At 39.0% G+C, this 23,926-nt stretch carries 20 protein-coding genes; 7 read left to right on the forward strand and 13 right to left on the reverse strand.

Annotated features, from left to right (window positions below; genetic code table 11):
- Positions 1-479 precede the first annotated feature (479 nt).
- Complete coding sequence (locus tag I6J02_RS19000; protein WP_201679346.1) at positions 480-1,070, forward strand: riboflavin synthase; 591 nt, start codon at positions 480-482, stop codon at positions 1,068-1,070.
- A 3-nt stretch (positions 1,071-1,073) separates the two neighbouring features.
- Here the strand turns inward: I6J02_RS19000 and I6J02_RS19005 are convergent, their stop codons facing one another.
- Together I6J02_RS19005 and I6J02_RS19010 are read right to left on the reverse strand one after the other, a co-directional pair.
- Entirely contained in the window at positions 1,074-2,864 is a 1,791-nt protein-coding gene (locus I6J02_RS19005; RefSeq protein WP_201679347.1) for a chloride channel protein, read from the reverse strand.
- Between the two features lie 12 nt (positions 2,865-2,876).
- Positions 2,877-3,818, reverse strand: a complete 942-nt coding sequence (locus I6J02_RS19010) for a hydrogen peroxide-inducible genes activator (RefSeq protein WP_201679348.1) — start codon at positions 3,816-3,818, stop codon at positions 2,877-2,879.
- A 156-nt stretch (positions 3,819-3,974) separates the two neighbouring features.
- On the opposite strand from I6J02_RS19010, the gene I6J02_RS19015 reads away from it, so the two are divergent.
- Positions 3,975-6,140 (forward strand): S46 family peptidase, encoded by a 2,166-nt coding sequence (locus I6J02_RS19015; protein ID WP_201679349.1) that lies wholly within the window; start codon positions 3,975-3,977, stop codon positions 6,138-6,140.
- 87 nt (positions 6,141-6,227) lie between these two features.
- Here the strand turns inward: I6J02_RS19015 and I6J02_RS19020 are convergent, their stop codons facing one another.
- On the reverse strand, positions 6,228-6,527 hold the full coding sequence (locus tag I6J02_RS19020) for a hypothetical protein (protein WP_201679350.1): 300 nt from the start codon (positions 6,525-6,527) through the stop codon (positions 6,228-6,230).
- Positions 6,528-6,744: 217 nt separating this feature from the next.
- On the opposite strand from I6J02_RS19020, the gene I6J02_RS19025 reads away from it, so the two are divergent.
- Together I6J02_RS19025 and I6J02_RS19030 are read left to right on the forward strand one after the other, a co-directional pair.
- Positions 6,745-9,426 (forward strand): copper-transporting P-type ATPase, encoded by a 2,682-nt coding sequence (locus I6J02_RS19025; RefSeq protein WP_201679351.1) that lies wholly within the window; start codon positions 6,745-6,747, stop codon positions 9,424-9,426.
- 63 nt (positions 9,427-9,489) lie between these two features.
- Complete coding sequence (locus tag I6J02_RS19030; RefSeq protein WP_201679352.1) at positions 9,490-9,825, forward strand: hypothetical protein; 336 nt, start codon at positions 9,490-9,492, stop codon at positions 9,823-9,825.
- A gap of 83 nt (positions 9,826-9,908) precedes the next feature.
- Here I6J02_RS19030 and I6J02_RS19035 read toward each other — a convergent pair whose 3' ends face one another.
- From I6J02_RS19035 to I6J02_RS19050, 4 genes are read right to left on the reverse strand one after another with little or no spacing between them, the layout of a single operon-like run.
- Positions 9,909-10,544 carry an NAD(P)H-dependent oxidoreductase gene (locus I6J02_RS19035; RefSeq protein WP_201679353.1) on the reverse strand — a complete coding sequence of 212 codons (636 nt, stop codon included), beginning with the start codon at positions 10,542-10,544 and terminating at the stop codon, positions 9,909-9,911.
- Positions 10,545-10,564: 20 nt separating this feature from the next.
- Positions 10,565-10,933, reverse strand: a complete 369-nt coding sequence (locus tag I6J02_RS19040; RefSeq protein ID WP_201679354.1) for a DUF1304 domain-containing protein — start codon at positions 10,931-10,933, stop codon at positions 10,565-10,567.
- An 11-nt stretch (positions 10,934-10,944) separates the two neighbouring features.
- Positions 10,945-11,367 (reverse strand): organic hydroperoxide resistance protein, encoded by a 423-nt coding sequence (locus tag I6J02_RS19045; protein WP_201679355.1) that lies wholly within the window; start codon positions 11,365-11,367, stop codon positions 10,945-10,947.
- A gap of 17 nt (positions 11,368-11,384) precedes the next feature.
- Positions 11,385-11,828 carry a MarR family winged helix-turn-helix transcriptional regulator gene (locus I6J02_RS19050; protein ID WP_236582172.1) on the reverse strand — a complete coding sequence of 148 codons (444 nt, stop codon included), beginning with the start codon at positions 11,826-11,828 and terminating at the stop codon, positions 11,385-11,387.
- A gap of 802 nt (positions 11,829-12,630) precedes the next feature.
- Between I6J02_RS19050 and I6J02_RS19055 the strand changes: the two genes are divergently transcribed.
- Positions 12,631-13,482, forward strand: coding sequence for a helix-turn-helix domain-containing protein (locus tag I6J02_RS19055; protein WP_201679356.1), 852 nt, complete (start codon positions 12,631-12,633; stop codon positions 13,480-13,482).
- A 5-nt stretch (positions 13,483-13,487) separates the two neighbouring features.
- The gene (locus I6J02_RS19060) at positions 13,488-13,886 is read left to right on the forward strand and encodes a DUF983 domain-containing protein (RefSeq protein ID WP_201679357.1); all 399 of its coding nucleotides are present in this window, start codon (positions 13,488-13,490) and stop codon (positions 13,884-13,886) included.
- A gap of 82 nt (positions 13,887-13,968) precedes the next feature.
- Here the strand turns inward: I6J02_RS19060 and I6J02_RS19065 are convergent, their stop codons facing one another.
- The 4 genes from I6J02_RS19065 to I6J02_RS19080 all read right to left on the reverse strand — a co-directional run bounded on the left by I6J02_RS19065 (position 13,969) and on the right by I6J02_RS19080 (position 19,602).
- Positions 13,969-15,393 carry a Glu/Leu/Phe/Val family dehydrogenase gene (locus I6J02_RS19065; RefSeq protein WP_201679358.1) on the reverse strand — a complete coding sequence of 475 codons (1,425 nt, stop codon included), beginning with the start codon at positions 15,391-15,393 and terminating at the stop codon, positions 13,969-13,971.
- 491 nt (positions 15,394-15,884) lie between these two features.
- Positions 15,885-16,457, reverse strand: coding sequence for a fasciclin domain-containing protein (locus I6J02_RS19070; protein WP_201679359.1), 573 nt, complete (start codon positions 16,455-16,457; stop codon positions 15,885-15,887).
- An 84-nt stretch (positions 16,458-16,541) separates the two neighbouring features.
- Positions 16,542-17,066, reverse strand: a complete 525-nt coding sequence (gene msrB / locus I6J02_RS19075) for a peptide-methionine (R)-S-oxide reductase MsrB (RefSeq protein ID WP_201679360.1) — start codon at positions 17,064-17,066, stop codon at positions 16,542-16,544.
- Between the two features lie 160 nt (positions 17,067-17,226).
- A complete protein-coding gene (locus I6J02_RS19080) occupies positions 17,227-19,602 on the reverse strand; it encodes a TonB-dependent receptor (RefSeq protein ID WP_201679361.1) in 2,376 nt (791 codons plus the stop codon).
- Between the two features lie 125 nt (positions 19,603-19,727).
- On the opposite strand from I6J02_RS19080, the gene I6J02_RS19085 reads away from it, so the two are divergent.
- Positions 19,728-20,735, forward strand: coding sequence for an AraC family transcriptional regulator (locus I6J02_RS19085; protein ID WP_201679362.1), 1,008 nt, complete (start codon positions 19,728-19,730; stop codon positions 20,733-20,735).
- 36 nt (positions 20,736-20,771) lie between these two features.
- Here the strand turns inward: I6J02_RS19085 and I6J02_RS19090 are convergent, their stop codons facing one another.
- Together I6J02_RS19090 and I6J02_RS19095 are read right to left on the reverse strand one after the other, a co-directional pair.
- Positions 20,772-22,262: an arylsulfatase gene (locus I6J02_RS19090; RefSeq protein ID WP_201679363.1), complete on the reverse strand. Its 1,491-nt coding sequence runs from the start codon at positions 22,260-22,262 to the stop codon at positions 20,772-20,774.
- Positions 22,263-22,322: 60 nt separating this feature from the next.
- Complete coding sequence (locus I6J02_RS19095; RefSeq protein ID WP_201679364.1) at positions 22,323-23,729, reverse strand: Gfo/Idh/MocA family protein; 1,407 nt, start codon at positions 23,727-23,729, stop codon at positions 22,323-22,325.
- Positions 23,730-23,926 lie beyond the last annotated feature (197 nt).

The raw sequence follows: 23,926 nt of genomic DNA on the forward strand, positions 1-23,926 counted from the left end.
ATTTCTCAGGTGGGGACACTTGCAGACGCCTTTTCATTTCTACACTGCAGACACAAACACTTAAAGACGACATGTGAGATGATATTTACCAACGCGCTAAGCCAAAGCGCATGTCGTGTTGGTTGGCGTCCCCGACAACTGTTTTATTTTCTGAACACAAAGCTTATTAATTTTTTATATGAATTGCTAAATAAGATTAAGGTCTGTACTCCCTTTAAGAATCTAAAAACCGGATAAAAAAGAAAAGGTTTCCAAACGGGGAGAGTGGAAACCTTTATAACCAATTATAAACCTAAATTATGATGACACAAAGATAGTGTATTATTAACACTATGCAAATTTATTTTTACATTTTTTTTGCCACTCCGATTCGTACATACTCTTCAGGCATAATCCTATTTATGACCCTCTATAATTCAGCATACAAATGACAGTAAGAAGCATATGAATCGGTATATTTGTATAAATTAAATTATATTATGTTTACAGGTATTATAGAAACATTAGGCCGGGTCAAAGATATTGTCAGTGAAGACAGTAATCTCCATTTATATATAGAATCTGCGATTTCCAATGAACTTAAGATTGACCAGAGTATTTCTCACAATGGTGTCTGCCTGACTGTCGTAGGTCTGGAAGGAAATACACACAAAGTCACAGCTATTGATGAAACATTGAAGAAAAGCAATCTGGGTAGGCTAAAGACTGGAGATATTGTCAACCTGGAACGATGCACGTTGATCGGAGACCGGTTAGACGGACATATTGTACAGGGACATGTGGATCAGACGGCAGTATGTACAGCAAAAGAAGATCAGAACGGCAGTACTATATTCACCTTTACATATGATCCCGGCACACAGAATATGACCGTAGAAAAAGGTTCTGTTACTGTTAATGGAATCAGTCTTACCGTAGTCGGCTCTAAAGATCATGAATTTTCAGTAGCTATTATTCCATACACTTTGGAGCACACCAATCTGGGACAGATCAATGTAGGTGATGAAGTTAATCTGGAATTTGATATTGTAGGCAAATATGTAGCTAAAATAATGAGTCTGAGAAATTAGATCTTATTCCAGATAATGTCCCTGACGCATTAATAAGGCTCTGTACTTATTAAAAACACTGGACTTCGAAACAAATCCGAGATAGTGATCCTCTTTGTCTACCACAGGGAGGATCCACACATCTTCTTTATTCATTTTTGACATTACGATCTCCATATTCTCGTCCCCTTTGATAATGTCATTGGGTTTCTGTACCAGAGTTCCGAAATCTTTATCAATCCCCTCCTCTTCACCTAAAAGAATAGAAAGTAAGTATTCTATATATAAGATTCCCAGAAATTTACCTTTATCATCCACTATTGGAAAGATGTTCCTTTTAGAATGTATAATATCATGCTTACGCTCATTAGGAGTCTCCCCGGGTCTTAATATTACAAAATTGGTTTCCAATACGTACCGGAGCTTCATCATGCTCAAAACAGATCTGTCTTTGTCTTCGTAGGAAACCAGATCACCTGAATCTGCCAGTACTTTAGTGTAAATAGAGTGTTTAAGTACAGCCCTGTTAATCAGATAAGCTATAGAAGCGACCAGCATAAGCGGCACCATCAGGGTATAACCTCCTGTGATCTCTGCGATCAGAAAAATACTGGTCAGCGGTGCATGCATAATACCGGCTAATGCTGCTGCCATTCCTGCCATTACGAAATTAGGAATATTCAATGTCACAAGACCTGTCAGATTCATTCCGTATGCAAATGCAAAACCCAACAGGCCACCCATGACCAGGCTGGGACCAAACACTCCTCCGTTTCCCCCTCCGTTTAAGGTGAAAAGAGCTGCAAATGATTTACCAAACAGCGTCAGAACGGTATAAACAACTACGACCCAGCCAATATCCTTATAACTGGAAAATAAACTGTTTTTGACAATGGAGTCGAAACGTCCATCCAGTAACTGCTGAATAGTTAAGTATCCCTCTCCGTACAACGCCGGAAAAATAAAGATCATCAGTCCCAGGGAAATGCCACTGAACCATACCTTATTGTAGGGGTTCTTAATCTTACTGAACCAACCCTTTATAAGAGCACTTATTTTAGCAAAATATACGGTATAAAGCCCTACAAGAACGGACATAAGTATATAAAAGAATAAGGCCTTAAACTCCCAGTCTGAAGTAGCGGTGTGAAATAAAGGTTCGCTGTATAACAATCTGGATACTACTGATGCTAAAGCGGATGATATCAACAAAGGAATAAATGCAGGAATAGAAAACTCAGGCAGTAAGATTTCAATGGCAAAGATCATTCCCGCAACCGGACTGTTAAATGCGCCTGAAATTCCTGCTGCAGCTCCGCAAGCCAGTAACATAGTAATTTCACGATACTGCAGCCCAAAGAAACGACCTACATTGGATCCTATCGCTGATCCGCTGTAGGCAATCGGCGCCTCCAGACCGGATGATCCACCAAAACCAACTGTAACAGCACTGGTAATAATCTGTGAATACACGTTATGCGGTTCTATACGACTGGATTTCCGGGAAATGGAATAAATAATAGGGGTAATTCCATGCTCAAAGTTTTTTCCTTTCAGAAATTTTCGAATATACAATACGCTTAACAGAATACCAATCAGCGGAAACACAAGGTAAAACGAATATTTATAATGCCATTCAACATCATCCTGTAAAGCAGACGCTATAAAATGTGTCATACCTTTCAATACAGATGCAGCAATACCTCCTATGATACCAACTACAAAAGCCAGAATAATCAGAAAATTTCGGTTAGAAATTTTCTTCATGCGCCATTTATTCAGTATTTCAAGCCTTTGTCTAAAATTTATCTTCATTACTTTTCGGGGTTAGAGACCAAACTCCATGATATCCTTTTTCTTCTTATTCTTAAACCTGTCTGGCACCGCTTTCAGAATTTCTTTTTCAAGTGCCTGTATAGCCTGGCGCTTGACATAATTTTGAGTTGTCACGATGCTGATCTCGCGCACCGGTTCCGGTGACTTGAAGTATCTTACACGCAATAATTGTTCCTCATCATAATCCAGGATGCTCATTTCAGGAAGTATAGTCATCCCTGAGTTGATGTCTACCATTCTTTTTAAGGTCTCTACACTTCCGGTGTTGTACTCAAAAGTACCTTCTGTATCCTGATTATGCTTGAAATGACAGATATTCAGCACCTGCCCTCTCATACAATGTCCTTCATTAAGCAACCATAATTTTTCATGCGCAATATCTTCCGGACTGATCATTTTTTTTTCAAAAAGGTTGCTTTTTTCGGACACATACCCCACAAATGTTTCATAAAAAAGCGGTATTTCCTGAATACTGTTGTCATGAAGAGGGGTTGATAAAATGCCACAATCCAGAATTCCTACTTTCAGTTCATGAATAATCCGTTCGGTTGTATACTCCCAGATCTGCAGCTGCAGTTTTGGAAATTGCTGCATAAAAGATGACAATACACGTGGTAATAAGTAAGGAGCTACTGTAGGAATAATACCTACTTTCAATGTCCCCTCTAATTCCCCTCTGCTATGCTGTACGATCTCTGTGATTTTTTTACTTTCTGTAAGCACTATCCGCGCCTGATGTATGATCTTCTCTCCTATTTCAGTCGGCACCACAGGTTGCCGGCTTCTGTCAAATATTTTGGCGCCCAGCGATTCCTCCAGTTTTTGGATTTGCATACTTAACGTTGGCTGTGTAACAAAACACTTTTCTGCGGCAGCAACGAAACTACGGTAAGTATCAACAGCTATAATGTATTCCAATTGGACGAGCGTCATAAGATCAATTTTGATGATACAAAAATAGGAAGTTTTTAAGCAAAAGCTCAATATATACCTGTCTTTCTGCAATTCCTCTTTATTCCCTGTAAAGATTTGTTATTTTTGAATTTATTTTCAATCACTATATCCATACGCAGATAAAACAACGAACATATGAACATTTTTAACAAAAAAGGATTTGCTCTGGCTCTCCTTTTTGCCACAAGTGCGATTCAATTTTCAGCTAAAGTTCCTGATGAGGGAATGTTTCCACTCAGCGAGCTAAGTAAAGCCGGACTAAAAGCAGCCGGACTAAAGATCAGTGAAAAAGATATTTATAACCCGGGGCAGGTAGGTCTTGTCGATGCGTTGGTACAAATCAGTGGATGTACAGGATCATTTGTTTCCGGTAAAGGATTGATTGTGACTAATCACCATTGTGCTTTCAGTGCTGTACAGCTTGCAAGTACTCCAGAACACGATTATCTTAAAAATGGCTTTGTGGCTAATTCTCATGAACAGGAAATTCAGGCCAAAGGCTTAACTATCCGCATTACAGATTCATATGAGGATGTTTCCAATCAAATACTTGGAGCTGTTTCCAACGTAGTTGATCCTAGCCAAAGAATTGCCATTATCAAACAGAAACGGGAAGAACTTGCGGCTAAGGCTCAGAAAGAAGACCCTACAATCAAAGCGGAAGTTTCTGAAATGTTTATCGGTAAGACCTATGTACTTTTCCGTTATAAAACGATAGAGGATGTCAGACTGGTCTACATCCCAAGAAGAGATATCGGTGAATTCGGCGGAGAAACAGACAACTGGGTATGGCCTCGTCATACAGGAGACTTTTCTTTTGTACGTGCTTATGTTGCTCCGGACGGATCTTCAGCCAAATATTCCAAAAATAATGTACCCTATGAGCCTAAAAAATTCTTAAAAGTAAATCCTAAAGGTGTTGAGGAAAATGATTTTGTCTTTATTCTGGGATATCCGGGCCGTACATTCAGACATCGTCCGGCACAATACATTGCCTACCAGCAGCAATTTTTACTACCTTACACTTCTGAGCTTTATGATTTTCAGAATAAACAGATGGAACTGGCTGGTAAAAATGATAAAGCAACGGAACTGGCTTTGGCTACCCGTATCAAACGAAATGCAAATGTACTGAAGAATTACAGAGGTAAATTAAAAGGTCTTCGCAATATTGATTTGATTTCTTCGAAAAAACAGGAAGATGAAGCGCTTGCGACATTTATCAACAGTAAATCTGAACTGAAAACCAAATACGGAACCTTGATGTCAGATATTGCAGACTTCTATGCACGTACATTTGAAGATGCAAAGAAAGAACTTTGGTTTAATAATATCTATTCCAGCACCAGACTGCTGCAGGTGGCACGTGATATTAATGATTTCAAAGCTGAAATGTTAAAATATAAAAGTGCTGCGGATCAGCAGAAGTTTTTTGAACTGAATATTGCTAAAGTAAAACAGACTATAGCCGGATATTACGAAAGCTATAATATGCAGGTCGATGAAACAATTGCGGCACGTATGTTTGCTGATGCTTACGAATTGAAAGGTTCAAATACTATCCAAACCGTTCAGAATCTGAAATTCGCTAACCAGGAACAGGCGGGCAAATATGCGATCCAAGTTATCAAAGAATCCAAGTTGAATAAGGAAGCTGCCTTAACTAAAGATGTATTGGCAAATTCAAAAAGTTTATTAGCATATAATGATAATCTGCTGAACTTCCAAAAAGCAATGGATCAGGAATTGACTACTTTCGGAAAAGAACAGCAACGTCGTGACGGACAGCTGAACAAGTTAATGGGTGATTACGTAGCTGTAAAAGAAATATATCAGTCCAAAAACTTTATTCCGGATGCAAATTCGACACTTAGGCTTACATTTGGAAATATCAAAGGATATAATCCTGTCGATGCTACTTATATGAAGCCGTTTACAACTGTTAAAGGTATATTGGAAAAAGGCAATTCCGACAACCCCGAGTTCGTCTATCCTGAAGCAATCCGTACAGCATGGTTATCAAAGAACTTCGGTGCTTATGAAAAGAAAGACCTTAAAGACGTACCTGTCAACATTCTTTACAATATGGATACTACCGGAGGGAACTCTGGTTCCCCTATTATGAATGCTTATGGCGAACTTATTGGTGTTAATTTTGATCGTTCATATGATGCGACTATCAATGATTTTGCATGGAATGAGAGTTACAGCCGTTCAATAGGTGTGGATATACGCTATGTATTGTGGATTGCTGATAAAATCGACAATGCACAGTTCATCATTAAGGAAATGGGAATTTAACTTTCAGTATTCACTTCCTGCAAAGGCTCTTACTACTATCAGTTAAGAGCCTTTGTCTTTTCCCCACTCAAAAAAAATTGTTGTATATTATTGAATAATATCAAACGCTAATAGTAAAGTAGCGACAAACAGATCTATAAGTCCCATCAGAAATATAATATCTGCCACGTTTTCCAGTTTTCTTCCTGCAACAGTATCTTCTCTTTTCATGGCTACAAAAGAAATAAGGCAACTCGCCATGAAAATAACAATTGCAACAGTAGCAAATTCATCTATCAGTGATCTTTCTGTAAGCTTAATGGTTCGCAAGGATGCCAATACCAAAAAACAGATACCAAGCAGATTTGCAGATGTATTGAGTATGTGAGATGTTCTTTTTTCAGCCATAGAAGAATAAATTATTAGATAATCAAATGTACAATCCATTTCACAAAAAAGAAACATCTTAAACAAACTAAGCATATTGACTGTTAATATCTTACAGCCAGAAGGTATCCTATACTGAGTTCCGGATTGAAAACTTGTACGTTTTCCTCATAATTGTATAACATGTCTTCTACATAGATTTTCAATCTTTGTTATTACGGTTGAAAAATATAACATTATGAAAAAAGAAAAATCAACGGATCACCGTATTCAGGAAGATAATCAGCCTAAAAGAGCTGTTTCAGTAACTGGCAAAAGCAGTACATATTATTGCCCTATGCACTGTGAAGGTGATAAAGTCTACGATGCACCGGGAAGCTGTCCGGTATGCGGTATGTTTTTAGTAGCGTCTAAAGAGCCTGATATAGAAGTAAGTCAGCATAATCAGGATAATTGTTGCAGCTCGAAGAAACCTGAAACATCAGAATCCCAAAACAATAAGGATGGAAAATACTACTGCCCTATGCACTGTGAAGGTGATAAAGTCTATGATGCACCGGGAAGCTGCCCGGTCTGCGGCATGTTTTTAGTATCCACTGAAAAAACGGAACAGAAAAAGAAAGAAACTAATTCAACAGGCTGTTGCAGTTCTCAGGTACATGAACACAAGCTTCTGAAACCTCAAAACAATAAAGCTGGCAAATATTATTGCCCCATGCATTGTGAAGGAGACAAAGTCTATGATGAGGCTGGAAATTGTCCTGTTTGCGGAATGAATCTGGAAAAGATACAGGATATGCGGAAAAGTACGCAATACACCTGTCCTATGCATCCTGAAATCGTGGAAGATGAGCCGGGAAGTTGCCCTATATGTGGTATGGATCTGGTACCGATAACTCCGGATGAAGAAAATAAAACTTACGTAGACCTGTTACGCAAGTTTTGGATAGCTTTAGGATTTACAATTCCCATCTTTATACTGGCCATGGGTGAAATGATTCCGGGTGATCCTATAGGTAAGATTATTCCTGCACATATTAACGGATGGATACAACTGGCACTGACTGTGCCAGTTGTATTTTATGCTACCTGGATGTTCTTTGAACGTGCATGGATATCCTTCAAAACATGGAAGCTGAATATGTTTAGCCTTATTGGTCTTGGAGCTACAGCGGCATTTATTTACAGCCTCGTCGGATTAATTTTTCCTCAGCTGTTTCCTGCGGAATTCAGGGGACATCACGGCAACGTAGGTTTGTATTTTGAATCTGTATGTGTGATCCTGACTTTAGTACTTCTGGGTCAGGTCATGGAGGCTAAAGCGCATTCGAAAACAAATTCAGCCATAAAAGAGTTGATCAAACTGGCTCCGTCTGAAGCCACTCTTGTGGAGAACGGATCGGAAAGAAAAATTGCAGTGGAATCCATTGTTATTGGTCATGTATTGCGTGTAAAACCAGGTGATAAGATTCCTGTAGACGGAGAGATTGTAGAAGGCAGTGCGACCATTGATGAATCTATGATATCAGGAGAGCCCGTTCCTGTGGATAAGCAGTCCGGGGATAAAGTTTCTTCCGGAACTATTAATGGCAACAGAACATTTTTGATGAAAGCTGAACGCGTGGGAGATGAAACGCTGTTGTCGCAGATTATTAACATGGTTAATGATGCCAGTCGCAGCAAGGCTCCTATTCAAAAACTGACAGACCGTGTTTCAGCTATTTTTGTACCGATTGTGATTGTCATATCCATATTAACCTTTATTGCATGGGCGATCTGGGGTCCTGAACCTCAAATGGTATTTGGATTTGCCAATTTACTGGCTGTCCTCATTGTTGCCTGTCCCTGTGCTTTGGGCTTGGCGACTCCAATGTCAGTCATGGTAGGTGTAGGCAAGGGTGCAAAAAACGGAATTTTAATTAAGAATGCTGAGGCACTGGAAAAACTAAATAAAGTAAATGTATTGGTGACGGATAAAACCGGAACACTTACAGAAGGTAAACCTACCGTCAATGAGGTGTTTGGAGTTGGTGCATTTACAACGGATCAGGTTCTGGAGATGGCAGCTGCTCTCAATCAGAACAGTACACATCCACTAGCTGAAGCTACGGTAAAAAAAGCAAAAGAACAAGATTTGAAATTGGATAAGGTGGAGGATTTTGAGAATATATCAGGTAAAGGTGTATCCGGGACTATCAATGGAAAACATGTGCTTCTGGGAAATGAAAAACTATTAATTGATCAGGACATAGCGATTACAGAAGAAGTACGTAAGCAAGTGGAAACACAGCAGGCAACGGGAAAAACGGTATCCTATCTGGCTATTGATAACGATGTGGCGGGATTTATTACCATTTCGGATAAAATAAAAGCTACTGCCAAAGCTGCCATTCAGCAATTGATGGCTCATGGAGTAGATGTAGTGATGATCACAGGAGATAATGGGAAAACGGCTAACGCAGTAGCGGATGAATTAGGTATTAAACATTTTCTCTCTCAGGCACTTCCGGAGGATAAGTTACAGGAGATAAAGAAGATGCAGGATAAAGGTCAAATTGTAGCGATGGCCGGGGACGGTATAAATGATGCGCCGGCACTTGCTCAGGCAGATATTGGAATAGCGATGGGTACCGGAACTGACGTGGCGATTGAAAGTGCACAGGTAACTTTGTTAAAGGGGGATCTGACCGGAATAGTTAAAGCCAAGATCCTGAGTGAGAAACTGACACGGAATATCAAGGAGAATCTGACTTTTGCATTTTTATATAACGTATTGGGTATACCTGTGGCAGCAGGAATTCTATATCCGGTATTCGGGCTATTGCTATCTCCTATGATTGCTGCTGCAGCTATGAGCTTCAGTTCCGTATCAGTTATTCTAAACTCCTTACGGTTGAATGCAGCGAAAATTGATCGTTAGAATAGCGTAAAAGTTGGGGAGGATGTATATAGATAAATTCAAAGTAAAGTTTATCTTTACAGCATGAACTATGTCTACTTTATTGCATTCTGGGCTTGTCAGTGTGTTTCTACTGTTCTCTTTAAATATGGTGGGATTCATCCGAAGTATAAATGGCTGACCTTGATTATAGGTAATATTATATTATTATCTGCAAGCTGGTTTTTAGTACAACTATTCAGATCAGTATCTCAACCTATTGTAATAGCGCTTTGTTCAGGAGGCACATTCCTGACCGTTCAATTGACGATGGCCCTTTATTTTAAAAGTCCTCTTACCTGGGCACAGATTCTCGGTATGTTTATTATTATCAGCGGTATGGTACTGATCACCTTTGGTGGAAAAGGAGAATCTATCTAAATAGGTATTAATAAAACACAATCCACATAAAATAACAAGAGCGGGATTAATAGTCCCGCTCTTGTCTTATGAAATAGTTAATGTTAATTGTATTCGATTACGAATTCGGATTGTGGATTTCTTACTTTTTTCATGCTGACTAACCAATCGCCCTCATTATCTCTGTAACCTATTGGTAACAAAGTAACACTCTTCAATCCTTTTTCAGTCAATCCCAGCAATTCATCCAATTGCTGATTGTTGAATCCTTCTACAGGAGTAGTATCTATTTTTAGTTCAGCAGCCTGAGCTATAGCAAGTCCAAATCCGATATAAGCCTGTCGTGCGGTATGCACAAAGTTCTCCTCTGCTGATTGTGTAAGATAGAGGCTTTTCAAACGATCTGTATACGAGGAAAAACGACCTCTCGGTAATTCACGTTCATCTGTAGTTCGGTTGTAGATCTCATCAATGCGTTCTTCTGTATACTGATCCCATGCAGCGAATACCAGAAGATGCGAGCAGTCTGCTATGATCTGCTGATCCATAGCTACCGGAACGATTTTTTCTTTTAATTCCTGATTTGTGATAAGAAGTACCCTGAATTGTTGCAGACCTGAGGATGTCGGAGCAAGACGGGCGGCCTCAATAATTTTATGCACATTTTCTGTGCTAACTTTTTTTGAAGGATCATACTTCTTTGTGGCATAACGCCATGATAAATCTTCTAATAATGACATAACTTATTTTTTAATATTTTTTAAGATAACAATACAAATACAAGAGCGAGAATTGCGGGCAATGCCTGTACAAAAAAGATCTTGCGGGATGCGGATACCGCTCCGTATATACCTGCGACAATCACACATCCCAGGAAGAACAATGTTATATTCTTTTGCCAAACCAGATCTTCTATAAAGAATGACCAAATCAGCCCGGCCGCAAGAAAACCATTATAAAGTCCCTGATTAGCAGCCAAACCTTTTGTTGGCCGAAACATTTCATCTGGTAAAGCTCCTTTAAAAGCTTTCCGGCCTGCTGTTTCCCAGGCAAACATTTCCATCCAGAGGATGTAAAGATGTTCCAGCGCTACAATAGCGACGAATATCTTTGCAATGATCGTTATCATAAGGGTAAAATTTATGAATTACTTACTGTTAATCTGACTTCTATATTTCCTCTTGTAGCATTAGAATACGGGCAAATACGATGTGCCTGTTCGACCAAAGCTTCTGCATCATTTAACTCTACTCCCGGAATATTTACTTTTAACTCGGCTTCTAATCCAAAACCACCACCTTCTATGCTTCCTATTCCAACATGTGCCGTGACACTTGTCTCGCCCGTTTTAATTTTAGATTTACCAATCACCAGATTTAATGCACTGTCAAAGCAAGCCGCATATCCTGCTGCAAACAATTGTTCAGGATTGGTATAATCGTTATTAGCACCTCCGAGTTCTTTGGGTATTCTGACCTGAAGATCCAGTACTTCGTTATCAGTCTTTACATGGCCATTACGGCCACCTGTTGCAGTTGCTACTGCTGTATACAACGTTTTCATATTATCCTTGTTCTTTTTTAGTGATTTCTGTTTAATATTTTATTGGCAATAGTTTTTAATTGTAAAAGTTCTTCTAAAGTAATGCCCATCTCATCCAGCATTTGGCCGGGAATACATTTGGCATTTGTAGAAAGCTCCTTACCTGTATCTGTCAGCGATATTTCAACCGTTCTTTCGTCCTGAGCACTACGCCGGCGGGTTATAAGTCCCTTTTGCTCCATGCGCTTCAGTAAAGGTGTCAGCGTACCGCTATCCAACCGGAGGCGTTGTCCGATCTGATTGACGGTTTGTAAAGGATGCTCCCACATCACCAACAATACAAGATATTGCGGATAGGTCAGATCCAGCTTGTCCAGCATTGGTCTGTATTGCTGTACTATTTCCCGGTATAACGCATATATCGGAAAACATACCTGATGATCTAACATTAATTCTTCTTCCATGGCAACAAAGATATGCATTGAACAAAATTAAATTGTGCGCAATTTAATTTTGTGATATTATACAGACAATCTCCGGTTCACGTTAGTGGTTTCGTACTTAGACGGAAAATCCCAAAAAACCTGCTTAAACAGAGTTTAAACAGGGTATTTTATACTAAAATAGGTTAAAAATGTACTAAATACTATACACTTTAAAAGCTTATCATTAAGACTTAAAAATAAGGTAAAAAACAATTAAAAAGAAAGTAAACTAACTGTTTATTAGCCATTTATTACTGAAAAAAAATAAAAAAAGAAATATAAACAAGGTGTTCTTAGAAGTTGTGCATGTTATTTGCAAAACTCATCATGAGTTAATAATAGAATAATCAACCAATAAAAAATTAGTATGGAAACTACAGAAAAAAATGCAGCAAAACTAGGACTTGAAAAAGGATATTATCTATTACTAATGGCTATCCTGGAAGTGCCTGATACATCAGCTCAGAATGAGCAATAACAATATAACATAAGATACAACACAATACTTTCACACACTAATCTCTACCCTGAAAAGGGTGAGATTTTTGTTTTTAAAACAGGCTTCCCCTTCCTCATTTTATACATCAGAGATACTAAATAATTATTTCATCGCTGTTAAGTGAGATGAAATTAGGCATTTTATCCATTCCTCCATCGATCTTGCTTTTAGATATAAATAACGCTGAAAATCATTAACAGAGGCTTTTGTGGTATAATAAATTTTATAATCAGTAAAAAATACCACAAAACAAACGTACTACACCATACAAATGGTATTTATTACGCTAATTTTGTAGACATGGAAGCAAGCATCCCTATATTAGACCAATGCTCTTTGTCGCGGACACAGGAGAATACGATCACTGTAGAGGCGTTGTCTTCTTATCTGTCCCGCAATAAAAATCTTGTATTTCCTCATCGGCATAGTTTTTACCAACTGTTGTTATTCACACAGGGCGCGGGAACACACGCGATTGATTTTGAAACATTTAATGTAGTTCCCTGGCAGATTTATATGATGCTGCCCGGTCAGATACATCGTTGGGATTTTGAAGGTGAAATGGATGGATTTATAGTGAATTTTCAACCAGATTTTTTCCATACTTTTTTGTTGCGTCCTGAATACCTGAGTCAGTTTTCGTTCTTTTCAGGCTTAATAAAAGATCAGGTATTCGATATCAGTCCGGATTTGCAGGATGAGGTTATGAGATTGTTCCGGGAGCTACTAGCTACACGAGATCTGGATTTTGCTAAAATTACCTTATTATATCTGTTCAAAACACTGGAAAGAAGTCCTGTACTTCAAAATAAATCCGAGAGTGCTGCCTATAATCATACCTTATTAAGGAATTTCATGAGCCTTATCGAGAGCAATTACAGAACACTCAGACTGCCTAAAGATTATGCTAAGCTCCTGTTTATAACTCCCAACCACCTGAATGCACTGGTGAAAGAATCTATGGGTTTATCAGCGGGAGAGCTTATACGAAACCGGGTATTACTGGAAGCAAAGCGCCTTTTGGTTATCCAGGATTATTCCATTAGTGAAATAGCCTATGGGTTGAATTTTAATGATAATTCATATTTCACAAAATTTTTTAAGAAAAACGAAGGGATTACTCCCGAAGAATTTAGAAAAAAACACATATAACAGCTATGAAATATACCCTGTCAAACGAATTGAAATCTGCCCTGGATGGCAAGTGCCCGCGATGCAGAAAGGGAGATCTTTTTAAAGCTCCTCTCTTCAGTTTCAGATCTAAGAAAATGAACGAAACCTGTCCACACTGTGGTCTCAAATTTGAAAAAGAGCCCGGTTACTTTTATGTAGCTATGTATATCAGCTATGCATTTAATGTAGCAGAGTTGCTAACCGCCTGTTTTGCCACTTACTTCCTGACAAACAACCTTGAGTCTCCCTGGTTATATCTTGGGGTATCTATATCTGCGGCCATACTAATGGCTCCGGTCAATTACAGATATTCCAGAGTTGTATTGCTTTATTGGCTTACACCTTCTTTCAGATACAGACCTGATATCTACGATGTCCAATAACTTTCCTTATTTATATAGTGTATTAAAAAAGCCTGCAATACGATTAGTATACAGGCTTTTTTGTTTCTGATGAGATCATCCCTTATGGGAAGATTCCTAATTGTTCGTATGCTGCACCGACTTTATTAATCGCACATATAAAGGCTGCAGTACGCAGATCCTCTACGCCTGCTGTATTTTTATATACTTCACGAATTTCCTGATACGATCCGATCATGGTATCTTCAAGACCGGAGTAGATCAGATCTATTTCGTCCGGACCACGCAGGATGATCTTACGTTCCAGTTCGGAAACTTTCTTACTTGTCAGAGATTCTATTATATTTACCAACTCCGCATACATATTTTCACTGAATCGTTTTTCAAGACGTCCATATCTCACATGACTCAGATTTTTCAGCCATTCAAAATACGATACTGTTACACCTCCGGCATTCAGGTACATATCCGGAATAATCAGGATACCTTTCCTATTCAGAATTTCATCTGCTTTAGGTGTTAGCGGTCCGTTGGCTGCTTCTCCGATTATTTTTGCCTGGATTCGATCCGCATTTCCTTCATGGATAACAGATTCTAAGGCCGCCGGAATAAGGATATCACAAGGCTGTTCTAATCCTTCAGCTCCATTTTTAAAGTTTTGTGCTCCCTCATAATTCAGAATAGAACCTGTCGCTTTGCGATGTGCAAGTACAGCGTCCACATCGAAACCCTCCGCATTGTATATCGCTCCTTCATATTCAATAAGACCAACAATAAGCGCTCCTCCATCCTGAAAAAATTTGGCAGCATGGTAACCCACATTACCTAATCCCTGCACAATAACCCGTTTACCAGCTATCCCGGTGCTGAGTCCAAGTTTTTCCATATCCTCTGCAAAAGAACATGCTTCACGAACACCAAAATATACTCCCAGTCCGGTTGCTTCTGTACGTCCTCTCACGCCTCCCTGCGAAATAGGTTTTCCAGTAACACAGGCCTGCGCATTGATATCATTAGGATTCAGCGAAGAGTAGGTATCCAGTATCCAGCTCATCTCTCTGGCTCCCGTACCGTAATCCGGTGCCGGAACATCTATTCCGGGACCTATAAAATTCTTTTTCACCAATTCTGATGTATATCGGCGGGTGATCTTTTCCAGTTCAAATTCAGTATATTTCCGGGTGTCAATCTTTATCCCGCCTTTTCCACCTCCAAATGGTACATTGACAATCGCACATTTGTAAGTCATCAGTGCTGCTAAAGCCATTACTTCATCCTGATTCACTTCAATGCTAAAGCGAATTCCACCTTTACAAGGCAACTTGTGATGAGAGTGCTGAACACGATATGCTTCAATTACTTCAATTTTATCTCCGATCTTAACCGGAAACTTGACCTGTAAAATAGAATTACAAGCTTTGATTTGTTCCAGTATTCCGGAAGAAAAGGAAGTGAATTTAGCTGCTTTATCAAAATTTTGACTAACACCTTTGAAAAAGCTGTAATTTTCTTGTGATGTGTGGGACATAAGATACTTGTTAGTTTACATTTAATTTATTTTTGGTAATATGTTGCTGCCTTAAGCAGTATTTGATGGATTAAAGTTAATATTTTTGATCATCAATAATTGGGTACCGATACTGAAAACCAGATTTTTACCATATTATCTTTGATCCTGTGATTTCTTTAAAAATCAATAAATAAAAGACCGGTTTCTGTAAAAAAACAATAGTTTTTCAGTCAGTTTTCCATCATCTTAAAAAGATAAAAAATGTTGAAATTGTTTGCAGGTAACCGGATATTATCTTTTAACAGCTTAATTTCAGAAATTATATAGCTTAATTTTTTTAGCACAATCTCCGCTCCGCTTTAAAAACTTATTTTTAAATACCCATAGACCAGCTCAATCCTGTAGAATATAAGGTGCACTTCCCTGCAAAAAAGAAACGGAAGTAAACCTAAGTTTACTTCCGTTCAAAGCCGTAAATACCGACCTCACATTTACCTCACCTTATTTATTTACGGCATCAGTACTTGATCAATTACATGAATAGTACCGTTTGATTGATTCACATCTGCTATGGTTACTTTGGCATCGTTACCTTTAATATCCCGTACATACAGATCTTTTCCTTTTGCCCAGAATGTAATTTTTTCACCCTGTACAGTAGCCACGCTGGCCTTACCTCCACCTGCTTTGATCATATTCATAATGCTCTTGGCATCATGTTTACCAGCGACAACATGATAGGTAAGAATAGTTGTCAGCTTTGCTTTATTCTCTGGTTTCACCAAAGATTCTACTGTACCTGCCGGTAATTTGGCAAAAGCTTCATTTGTAGGAGCGAATACAGTAAAAGGTCCTTTTGAAGACAATGTCTCTACAAGACCTGCAGCTTTTACAGCAGCTACCAATGTTGTGTGGTCTTTAGAATTTACCGCATTCTCTACAATGTTTTTGGATGGATACATTGGAGCACCTCCTACCATTACTGTTTTTTCTTTTTGATTTTGTTGTGCAGATACATTTGCTCCGCAAATCAGACTAAGTGAAAATAAACTCAGGGCGATTAATTTTGATGTTGCTCTCATGATGTCTTGTTTTGAAAATTGATTCTTTTATTTGCTTTCTTTACCTCATTTACGACATCGATAGCGGAGCGGATTTATTTTTTATTATTTTTTTTGATCAGGCTCAAATTCCAGCGATATGGAGTTCATACAAAACCGTTTGCCGGTGGGCGGAGGTCCGTCATCGAATATATGACCCAGGTGCGAATTACAGCGTCCACATAATACCTCTGTGCGTACCATATTGTAACTGTTATCTTGTTTATAGATAACACTGTTTTTTCTGAGAGGCTCATAAAAGGATGGCCATCCGCAAGTAGAAGAAAATTTGGCTGTAGAACGAAATAATGGATTACCACATACGGCACAATAGTAGGTTCCCTTGACATCATACTCATAATATTTACCGGTAAAGGCACGTTCTGTCTGCGCTTCCCTTGCTACGGCATACAGATTCGGATCCAGAATTTTCTTCCATTCCGAGTTTTTGACATTTAGCTTCTTTGTATCTGTGCGGGAGTAATACGGATTTCGGGTAGTGGTCTGCTGCGCATTGCTGTTGATGCCGATACAGATCAAGAGAGTAGCCGTTACGATTATTCTCTTTGTTATAGTCAGATAGTTTTTCATCTTTTTTATGTTAGAATCTATTAGTAAGTACGATTAATGAAGAACAATAGTTTGCAACAAACGTAAAATATTGTTTACGTATAAAAAAGAAAAGACCATGCCTGTACAGCATGATCTTTTAAAAATCCGTTCATAATGATTGCTAAGCTGTCTGTCTCCGTTAGAAACTGTAGCCCAGACTCAATCTGAAATTTGTAGGCGGCATAGCTCTCCATCCATAATGCATGTATCCCCAGGCTCCCGGATAAAAACCTACGTAATTATATCTGTTGGTCACATTATTAACCACAAGAGCGATGTTATAGTTATCTCTCTTATAAGACATGCCGGCATCTATTGAGAAAAAATTATCCGGAAGATATTTCTCTTTTGTGACTGGCCATGCTGCACGTTTGGTCTGTAATTCAAATCCTGTAGAAATGCCGAACCCTCTGAGCCCGCCATCCGGAACAGTATAGGTAAGCCAGCTATTGGCAATGTGACGTGCTGTTCCGTACAGCATCTGCCCTATTTTAGCAGCATCGTTATCCTTGGATATCTTCGCATCTGTATAAGCATAATTAAGCATAATATTCCAGGCTCTGTCTATCTTTCCGTTTATATCGACTTCTATTCCTTTGGATGTCGCTTCCCCAGACTGCTCTACAAGATTAGGCCTGTCGGGTCCTGCAGAAGTAAGTACATTGGTTTTTGTGAGATGATAAGCAGTGATACCTGTCATCAGACTACCGCCAAACCAGGTTTTTTTCAGGCCTGCTTCCTTGTTAATTCCTCTTGAAGGATCTGCCGGATCTCCGTTTACCTGTGTTCCGACCTGTTCCTGAAAACTCTGATCGTAAAGTGCATAGAGTGTCAGATCGGGACGAAGGATACCGGTAATGCTAAAGCGTGGCGTGAGGGCATTATTATTAACCCGTTTGCCATCAGAGGCTTTACTGATTTTACTGGTTGTTGTATACCTCAAACCGGCCCCTAATCTCAGTTTGTCCTTTAGCAGGTGCATTTCTTCCTGAAAATGCACGGAATAATAAGTGTATTCAGTAAGTGTTGCAGCACCCCTTTCCCGTAAAGGTTTGCTTCTGTCATATGATGGCAGATTGCTTTTTGTCAGATTTCCGAATACGGGATTGTAGATATTGAATTTACCTCCTACTAATCCGGGGACTTCAGACCAGTCTGCGACATAAAACTTGCTTCCCATATCAAGACCTATTAATACATTATTCTGCACAGTTCCTATATTAAATTTACCTTTTGTAAATACCTGCCCTACAGTAGAGGTATTCAAGGCATCATTCACACTCAATCCTCTATCTACTGACCCTGTACTATCTATTGTATTGTATCTCGCATAAAGGGATTCGCCTTCCATTGCTGAACTAATATAGCCAAACTTTGCTGTCAGCATCCAATTGTCAGATATCAGGTGATTGACCGTCCCGAAGATATTATGTTCTTTTACAACTGTTGGATCCAGAATAGGATCGCCAAAATTAAAGGAGCGTGGCAGCTCTTTGAAACCTTTGAGACCATATGCATATTTGGCAAATCCGCCTGTAAAATTGTTCTGTGAATAAATGTATTCGACTGTCAGATCTGTTTTGTCGGAGGCAATATATTTAAATGACGGATTCAGTACAAATTGTTCATTGGATACATTCATCATATGTGATCCTTTTTTAGTTCCCATCAGGTTAAAGCGTCCTAAAAATTTACCGTCTTTGGATAACTTACTGTCTATATCCGCCTGCGCCCGGTAGAGTCCGAAACTTCCTAAAGTTAGTTGTGCCGAGTTTGCACCATTTCCTTTTGGTGTCTTGGTCACCACATTATAAAATCCTCCGGGTTGTGTATTTCCCATCATAAATCCGGCCGGACCTTTTACAAATTCAATACGTTCTACAAAAGCCATGTCCTCACGCAAAGGTCCGAAACTTCCGCTTACATCCATTCCGTTTCTAAGGTTGGATGCAGTGTATCCGCGCACAGCAATACCGACACTTCCCTCTTCCTGATGATAAATAGTCCGGGCTTCGCTTATATTTTTTGTAAAACCTTCAGCAGTAGAGAGTATAATCTGATCGGAAATAAGCTGCTGATCTATAACGACAATATTTTGTGGTGTGACTAGCAGATTTTCCGATAAACGTAATGTAGAAGAAGGTATTGATTTTCTGTTTACACTGATGGAAACAGAATCTAACTGACGGATCTGATGACCGAGTACAAAATCGAGTTTTATACTTTTCCCTCCTATAATCTCTACCTTTTTTTCGTCTACAGCATCGAAATAGGTGGTTTTTATGGTATAATGACCGTCCCTAAGATTATCAAAATGAAAATATCCTTCGGCATCCGAAGTTGCGCTCTGCACACCGTTATTTAATAGCATTACGACATCTGCCAGCGGCTGTTGCTTTGAATTTGTCAATTTCCCTTCTATACGGCCTGCTCCCTGAGCCCATATCTCTGCTGGCATAAGCAGAAACATAAGAACAAGCAGGAACAGGTTTTTTACAGTTGATTTAAGTTGCATCTTTTTCTTTATTTAGAATTAGTTTAATTAAGTTTGCGATAACAGCGCAAAAATATAATTCAGATCTAAAAGGATGTTTTGCAGTTGGTATAATTACTTTTTAATTCAGGAGGACTTTTGCAGTCATGGAAAATCCGCAAACTCAGATCATACATTTCTTCGAAATAGATACACTTCCAAAAACGGAGGAGCCACTTCAAAACTATCAGACTAAAGTTTTAGAAAATGATCTGGGGCAATTCAGTACAGGTTATATATATGATTGCGAGGAATTTATAGTAAGGGATTACAATTTCAGCTATAAAAATGATTACACGCATCATTTTACAACGAAAGGAAATTCATATATCGAGATCAGTTTTTTATTTAATACAATCACTGTGCAGGATATAATCAATACTCACCCTAACGTGTATTTGCCTTTCCATAGTTATATTTATTACACTCCTCCTGAATCTAAGGTTCAGATAGAATTTAAAAAAGACATCGCTTATCATAACCTGGATATATATGTATCTTTTTCCTTTTTTAACGAATGGGCCAATGCAAATCCGGCACTAATGGAATTTGTCCGCAAGATAAATGAAAACCAATACGCTATACTCTTTGACAGGGGTATTCCACTTAGTAAGGAGACCATTTCTATACTCGACGAAATACGTAATTGTGAACTGACCGGGGTAAGCAGATTTTATTTTATAAAAAGCAAGATCCTGTATCTGCTGAGTATTCTTTTTAAGATTGGAGAATATGAGACTGTGGTACCTGAAAGCTCAATCCTTATATGGAGAAAAGAGGATATTCATATTTTACAAAAGGTAGAGGAATTTATATTCCTCAATTCTGAACAATTTTTTACGATTACGTTTCTTTCCAGAAAGTTTGCTATAAATGAATTCAAACTAAAAAAGGGTTTCAAACAGTTATATGGTAAAGGTATTTTTGAATATGCCAACACCGTGCGTATGGAAAAAGCCCGTAACCTTATTGAACAGCAGGACTATTCCCTTAAAGAAATTGCCTATCAGATCGGGTATGCAACACCTTCCTCCTTCTCTGTCGCATTTAAAAATGAATACGGTATGTCTCCGGCCCTATTCAGAAAACAAATTACGGCTATATCAGTATTGTAGTAGCAGACGAAGAGATAGTCGGCAACTACAACAGCACTACTTTTTCATTTTATTATTCAAAAATTCCCATTCCAGAATGTGTGAATTCTGATGCTCCCACTGCTGGATTTCATCCATTCTTTTTATAATATCCGGATGTTGCAGTGCAACATTACGCTGTTCTGAAGGATCTTCTATCAAATTAAACAACATCCACGGACTATTTTTATCTTTCTTCACATCAATACGTACAGCCTTCCATTGTCCCATTCTGACAGCTACCTGTCCTCCTTTTTCAGGATACTCGAAATAGATATATTCCCGTTGTTGCTGCTTCGCTGTTTGCCCTGTTAGTGTGGGCAATAATGAAATTCCGTCGGTATCGTTAGTTTGAGTCTGCGCCAATTCAGCAAATGTGGCCATCATATCGTACTGCACGGAAATAAGGTCACTTTGTGTACCTGCTTTTATTTTACCGGGCCACCTGACAATAAAAGGCTCTCGTATGCCTCCTTCGAAAAGATCCATTTTATATCCCCGGAGATTTCTTAAGCTGTTGAAATATTTGGCCTGAACACCTCCGTTAAAGGTCGCCCCGTTGTCACTGGAAAACATAATAATGGTATTCCCGTCCAGTCCCAGATCTTTGATTTTGTCCATTACAAGTCCTACCTGTGCATCCAGATAACTGATCATAGCGGCATAGGTCGACAACGGATATCTGGAAGGGTTGTAGCCTTGTTCTCCATAGTATGGTTTTTCTTCTTTGAATTTACCTATATATTTTTCTACCCATTCCTGAGGAGCCTGAAGACCGACATGAGGGATAGTATAGGGCAGATAGAGAAAAAAAGGTTTATGCTGATGCTGATCTATAAATGCCAAAGCTTTTTCCGTTATCTTCTCAGGTGCATAATCAAGTCCTTCGTATTTCTGAAAGTCAGCCTCAGTAGCTGTCTGCGGATTAATCCGCATATGCATATTAACTTCTTTATTTCGTAAGGTATCCCATTTCCCGTTTTCCCAGAGGTGGGTCGGATAATAATTGTGCGCCTGTTTCTGATCCAGATATCCGTATGCATAATCAAATCCCTGCTTATTAGGATCTCCTGTAGTATTTATCATTCCCAGGCCCCACTTACCTATAATACCTGTTGCATAGCCGGCATTTTTTAACATTAGGGGTATCGTAAAGGTTCCTTCCGGTAGTGGCATCTGTCCGCCTTCTGTATCATCTGTAAATCCACCCATTTCATAATTGCCGCGAATATAAGCATGTCCGCCGTGCTTCCCCGTCAGGAGCATACCTCTGGCAGGTGCGCATACCGGAGAAGAAGTATAATGCTGTGTAAACTTCATTCCTTCATTAGCCATGCGGTCCAGATGAGGAGTCTGTATAAGCTTTTGCCCGTAAGCTCCTATTTCACCATATCCCAGATCGTCTGCATAGATATAAATGATATTTGGTTTTTCTTGTTGTCCCTCTGCGACAAGAGTGGATGCAGATACAAACAGATAAATTAATGCCTTTAAATAAGAATGTGCCATACGTACAGATGTGTATAATCATGAAATCCCGGAAGAACTTCCGGGATTTCATGATATTTATTATTTGCCCTTAACTGCTGTAGTTCCTCCACCTTTCAGGGTGAGTTCTACCGGTTGATTAGTCTTCCAGGCTCCTTTTGTAAAGTCTGGTATATCTACTGAATTTGATCTGTTTTTGACAGATTTTTCACTCAGTGGTCCGATGACACTCCAAAGTGCAGCATCATATACATCCTGATCCAATGCAAGTCCGTTTCTCAGGCAATCGATCAGTCTCCAGTCCATCATAAAATCCATACCACCATGACCACCGACTTTCTTAGCCATCTCTCCTACTTTTAATACAATTTCAGGAGTATACTGCTGTTCTAGTTTCTTCATTTCATCTGCAGAAATCCAGTCATGTCCAAAGGCAATTTTCCCCGGTTCAGGCCATTTCTGTGCATATCCTTTTGTACCACTTATAGCATGAATACGGGAATACGGACGAGGACTTGAGACATCGTGTTGCAACATAATAGTCCTGCCCTTATGGGTACGGACTGTAGTGGTATTCATATTCCCTCTGAATTGCTTATTCGCAAACTGCTTATAAAACTCGTCTTTGGCCGCTAATTCCTTTGCGCGGGCAGACATACTGAAATCATTAGTAGAAACAGAAGTCAGATAATCCATCTGATCGCCACGATTAATATCCATGATCTGACATACAGGTCCCAGGCCATGTGTAGGATATAGATTACCATTACGGAAGTTTTCTTTCAGGCGCCACATATCATAATAAGAATCCTTGCCAAAATTGCTATCCAGAAGATCATGGATATATGCGCCTTCACCATGTAATATTTCACCAAACACACCTTGTCTCGCCATATTGAGTGTCATCAATTCGAAGAAATCATAGCAACAATTTTCAAGCATCATACAGTGCTTTTTTGTTGCTTCGGAAGTTTCGACCAACTGCCAGCACTCTTCAACTGTTGTGGCAGCCGGGACTTCTATAGCGACATGCTTCCCGGCTTTCATTGCGTATACAGCCATAGGTGTATGCAAATGCCAGGGTGTACAGATATACACAAGGTCAATATCTTTACGGTCACAAAGTTTCTTCCATTCATCTTCCTTGTCTGCATATATATCAGGTGCAGGGCCTGATACGTTTTTAAGTGAACGTTCCGCTACTTTTCTACGAATATCACTGATGGCTTTTATTTCCACGCCATCGATATGGTTCATCCGATATACCGCACCTGAACCGCGATTGCCCACACCTATAAAGCCAACTCTTACTTTTTCAAGTTTAGGAGCCTGGAAACCACACATATTAAATGTTTTGATTCCTGCCAACTTGTTATTTTCACTGGTTGCAGGTAAAGAGGTATTGGCTTGCACCAACAGGCTACTGCTGAGTACACTTAGACTGGAAAGTCCGGCGAGTTTGATAAAATCTCTTCGGTTAGAATTCATAAGGTTTATAATAATTTAAGATAGATTGAATCTATAAAGATAAGAGATTGCACTCAACCTTAGTAAACCGAAATTAACCATATCTACAACTTAATTAGCCGATTAGGAAATATTAAACATTCATTAAAACAGCTTGAAAAATGTCAATTTAGTTGCTATAATGGTTAAAATAAGTGTAATTCTTACTATTACAAAGC

The organism is Sphingobacterium spiritivorum (genome assembly GCF_016725325.1).
GTDB lineage: Bacteria > Bacteroidota > Bacteroidia > Sphingobacteriales > Sphingobacteriaceae > Sphingobacterium.

Coding starts and splice junctions, on each gene's coding strand:
- I6J02_RS19000 (WP_201679346.1), top strand. CDS start 480: ATGTTTACAGGTATTATAGAAACATTAGGCCGGGTCAAAGATATTGTC.
- I6J02_RS19005 (WP_201679347.1), bottom strand. CDS start 2,864: ATGAAGATAAATTTTAGACAAAGGCTTGAAATACTGAATAAATGGCGC.
- I6J02_RS19010 (WP_201679348.1), bottom strand. CDS start 3,818: ATGACGCTCGTCCAATTGGAATACATTATAGCTGTTGATACTTACCGT.
- I6J02_RS19015 (WP_201679349.1), top strand. CDS start 3,975: ATGAACATTTTTAACAAAAAAGGATTTGCTCTGGCTCTCCTTTTTGCC.
- I6J02_RS19020 (WP_201679350.1), bottom strand. CDS start 6,527: ATGGCTGAAAAAAGAACATCTCACATACTCAATACATCTGCAAATCTG.
- I6J02_RS19025 (WP_201679351.1), top strand. CDS start 6,745: ATGAAAAAAGAAAAATCAACGGATCACCGTATTCAGGAAGATAATCAG.
- I6J02_RS19030 (WP_201679352.1), top strand. CDS start 9,490: ATGAACTATGTCTACTTTATTGCATTCTGGGCTTGTCAGTGTGTTTCT.
- I6J02_RS19035 (WP_201679353.1), bottom strand. CDS start 10,544: ATGTCATTATTAGAAGATTTATCATGGCGTTATGCCACAAAGAAGTAT.
- I6J02_RS19040 (WP_201679354.1), bottom strand. CDS start 10,933: ATGATAACGATCATTGCAAAGATATTCGTCGCTATTGTAGCGCTGGAA.
- I6J02_RS19045 (WP_201679355.1), bottom strand. CDS start 11,367: ATGAAAACGTTGTATACAGCAGTAGCAACTGCAACAGGTGGCCGTAAT.
- I6J02_RS19050 (WP_236582172.1), bottom strand. CDS start 11,828: ATGCATATCTTTGTTGCCATGGAAGAAGAATTAATGTTAGATCATCAG.
- I6J02_RS19055 (WP_201679356.1), top strand. CDS start 12,631: ATGGAAGCAAGCATCCCTATATTAGACCAATGCTCTTTGTCGCGGACA.
- I6J02_RS19060 (WP_201679357.1), top strand. CDS start 13,488: ATGAAATATACCCTGTCAAACGAATTGAAATCTGCCCTGGATGGCAAG.
- I6J02_RS19065 (WP_201679358.1), bottom strand. CDS start 15,393: ATGTCCCACACATCACAAGAAAATTACAGCTTTTTCAAAGGTGTTAGT.
- I6J02_RS19070 (WP_201679359.1), bottom strand. CDS start 16,457: ATGAGAGCAACATCAAAATTAATCGCCCTGAGTTTATTTTCACTTAGT.
- msrB (WP_201679360.1), bottom strand. CDS start 17,066: ATGAAAAACTATCTGACTATAACAAAGAGAATAATCGTAACGGCTACT.
- I6J02_RS19080 (WP_201679361.1), bottom strand. CDS start 19,602: ATGCAACTTAAATCAACTGTAAAAAACCTGTTCCTGCTTGTTCTTATG.
- I6J02_RS19085 (WP_201679362.1), top strand. CDS start 19,728: ATGGAAAATCCGCAAACTCAGATCATACATTTCTTCGAAATAGATACA.
- I6J02_RS19090 (WP_201679363.1), bottom strand. CDS start 22,262: ATGGCACATTCTTATTTAAAGGCATTAATTTATCTGTTTGTATCTGCA.
- I6J02_RS19095 (WP_201679364.1), bottom strand. CDS start 23,729: ATGAATTCTAACCGAAGAGATTTTATCAAACTCGCCGGACTTTCCAGT.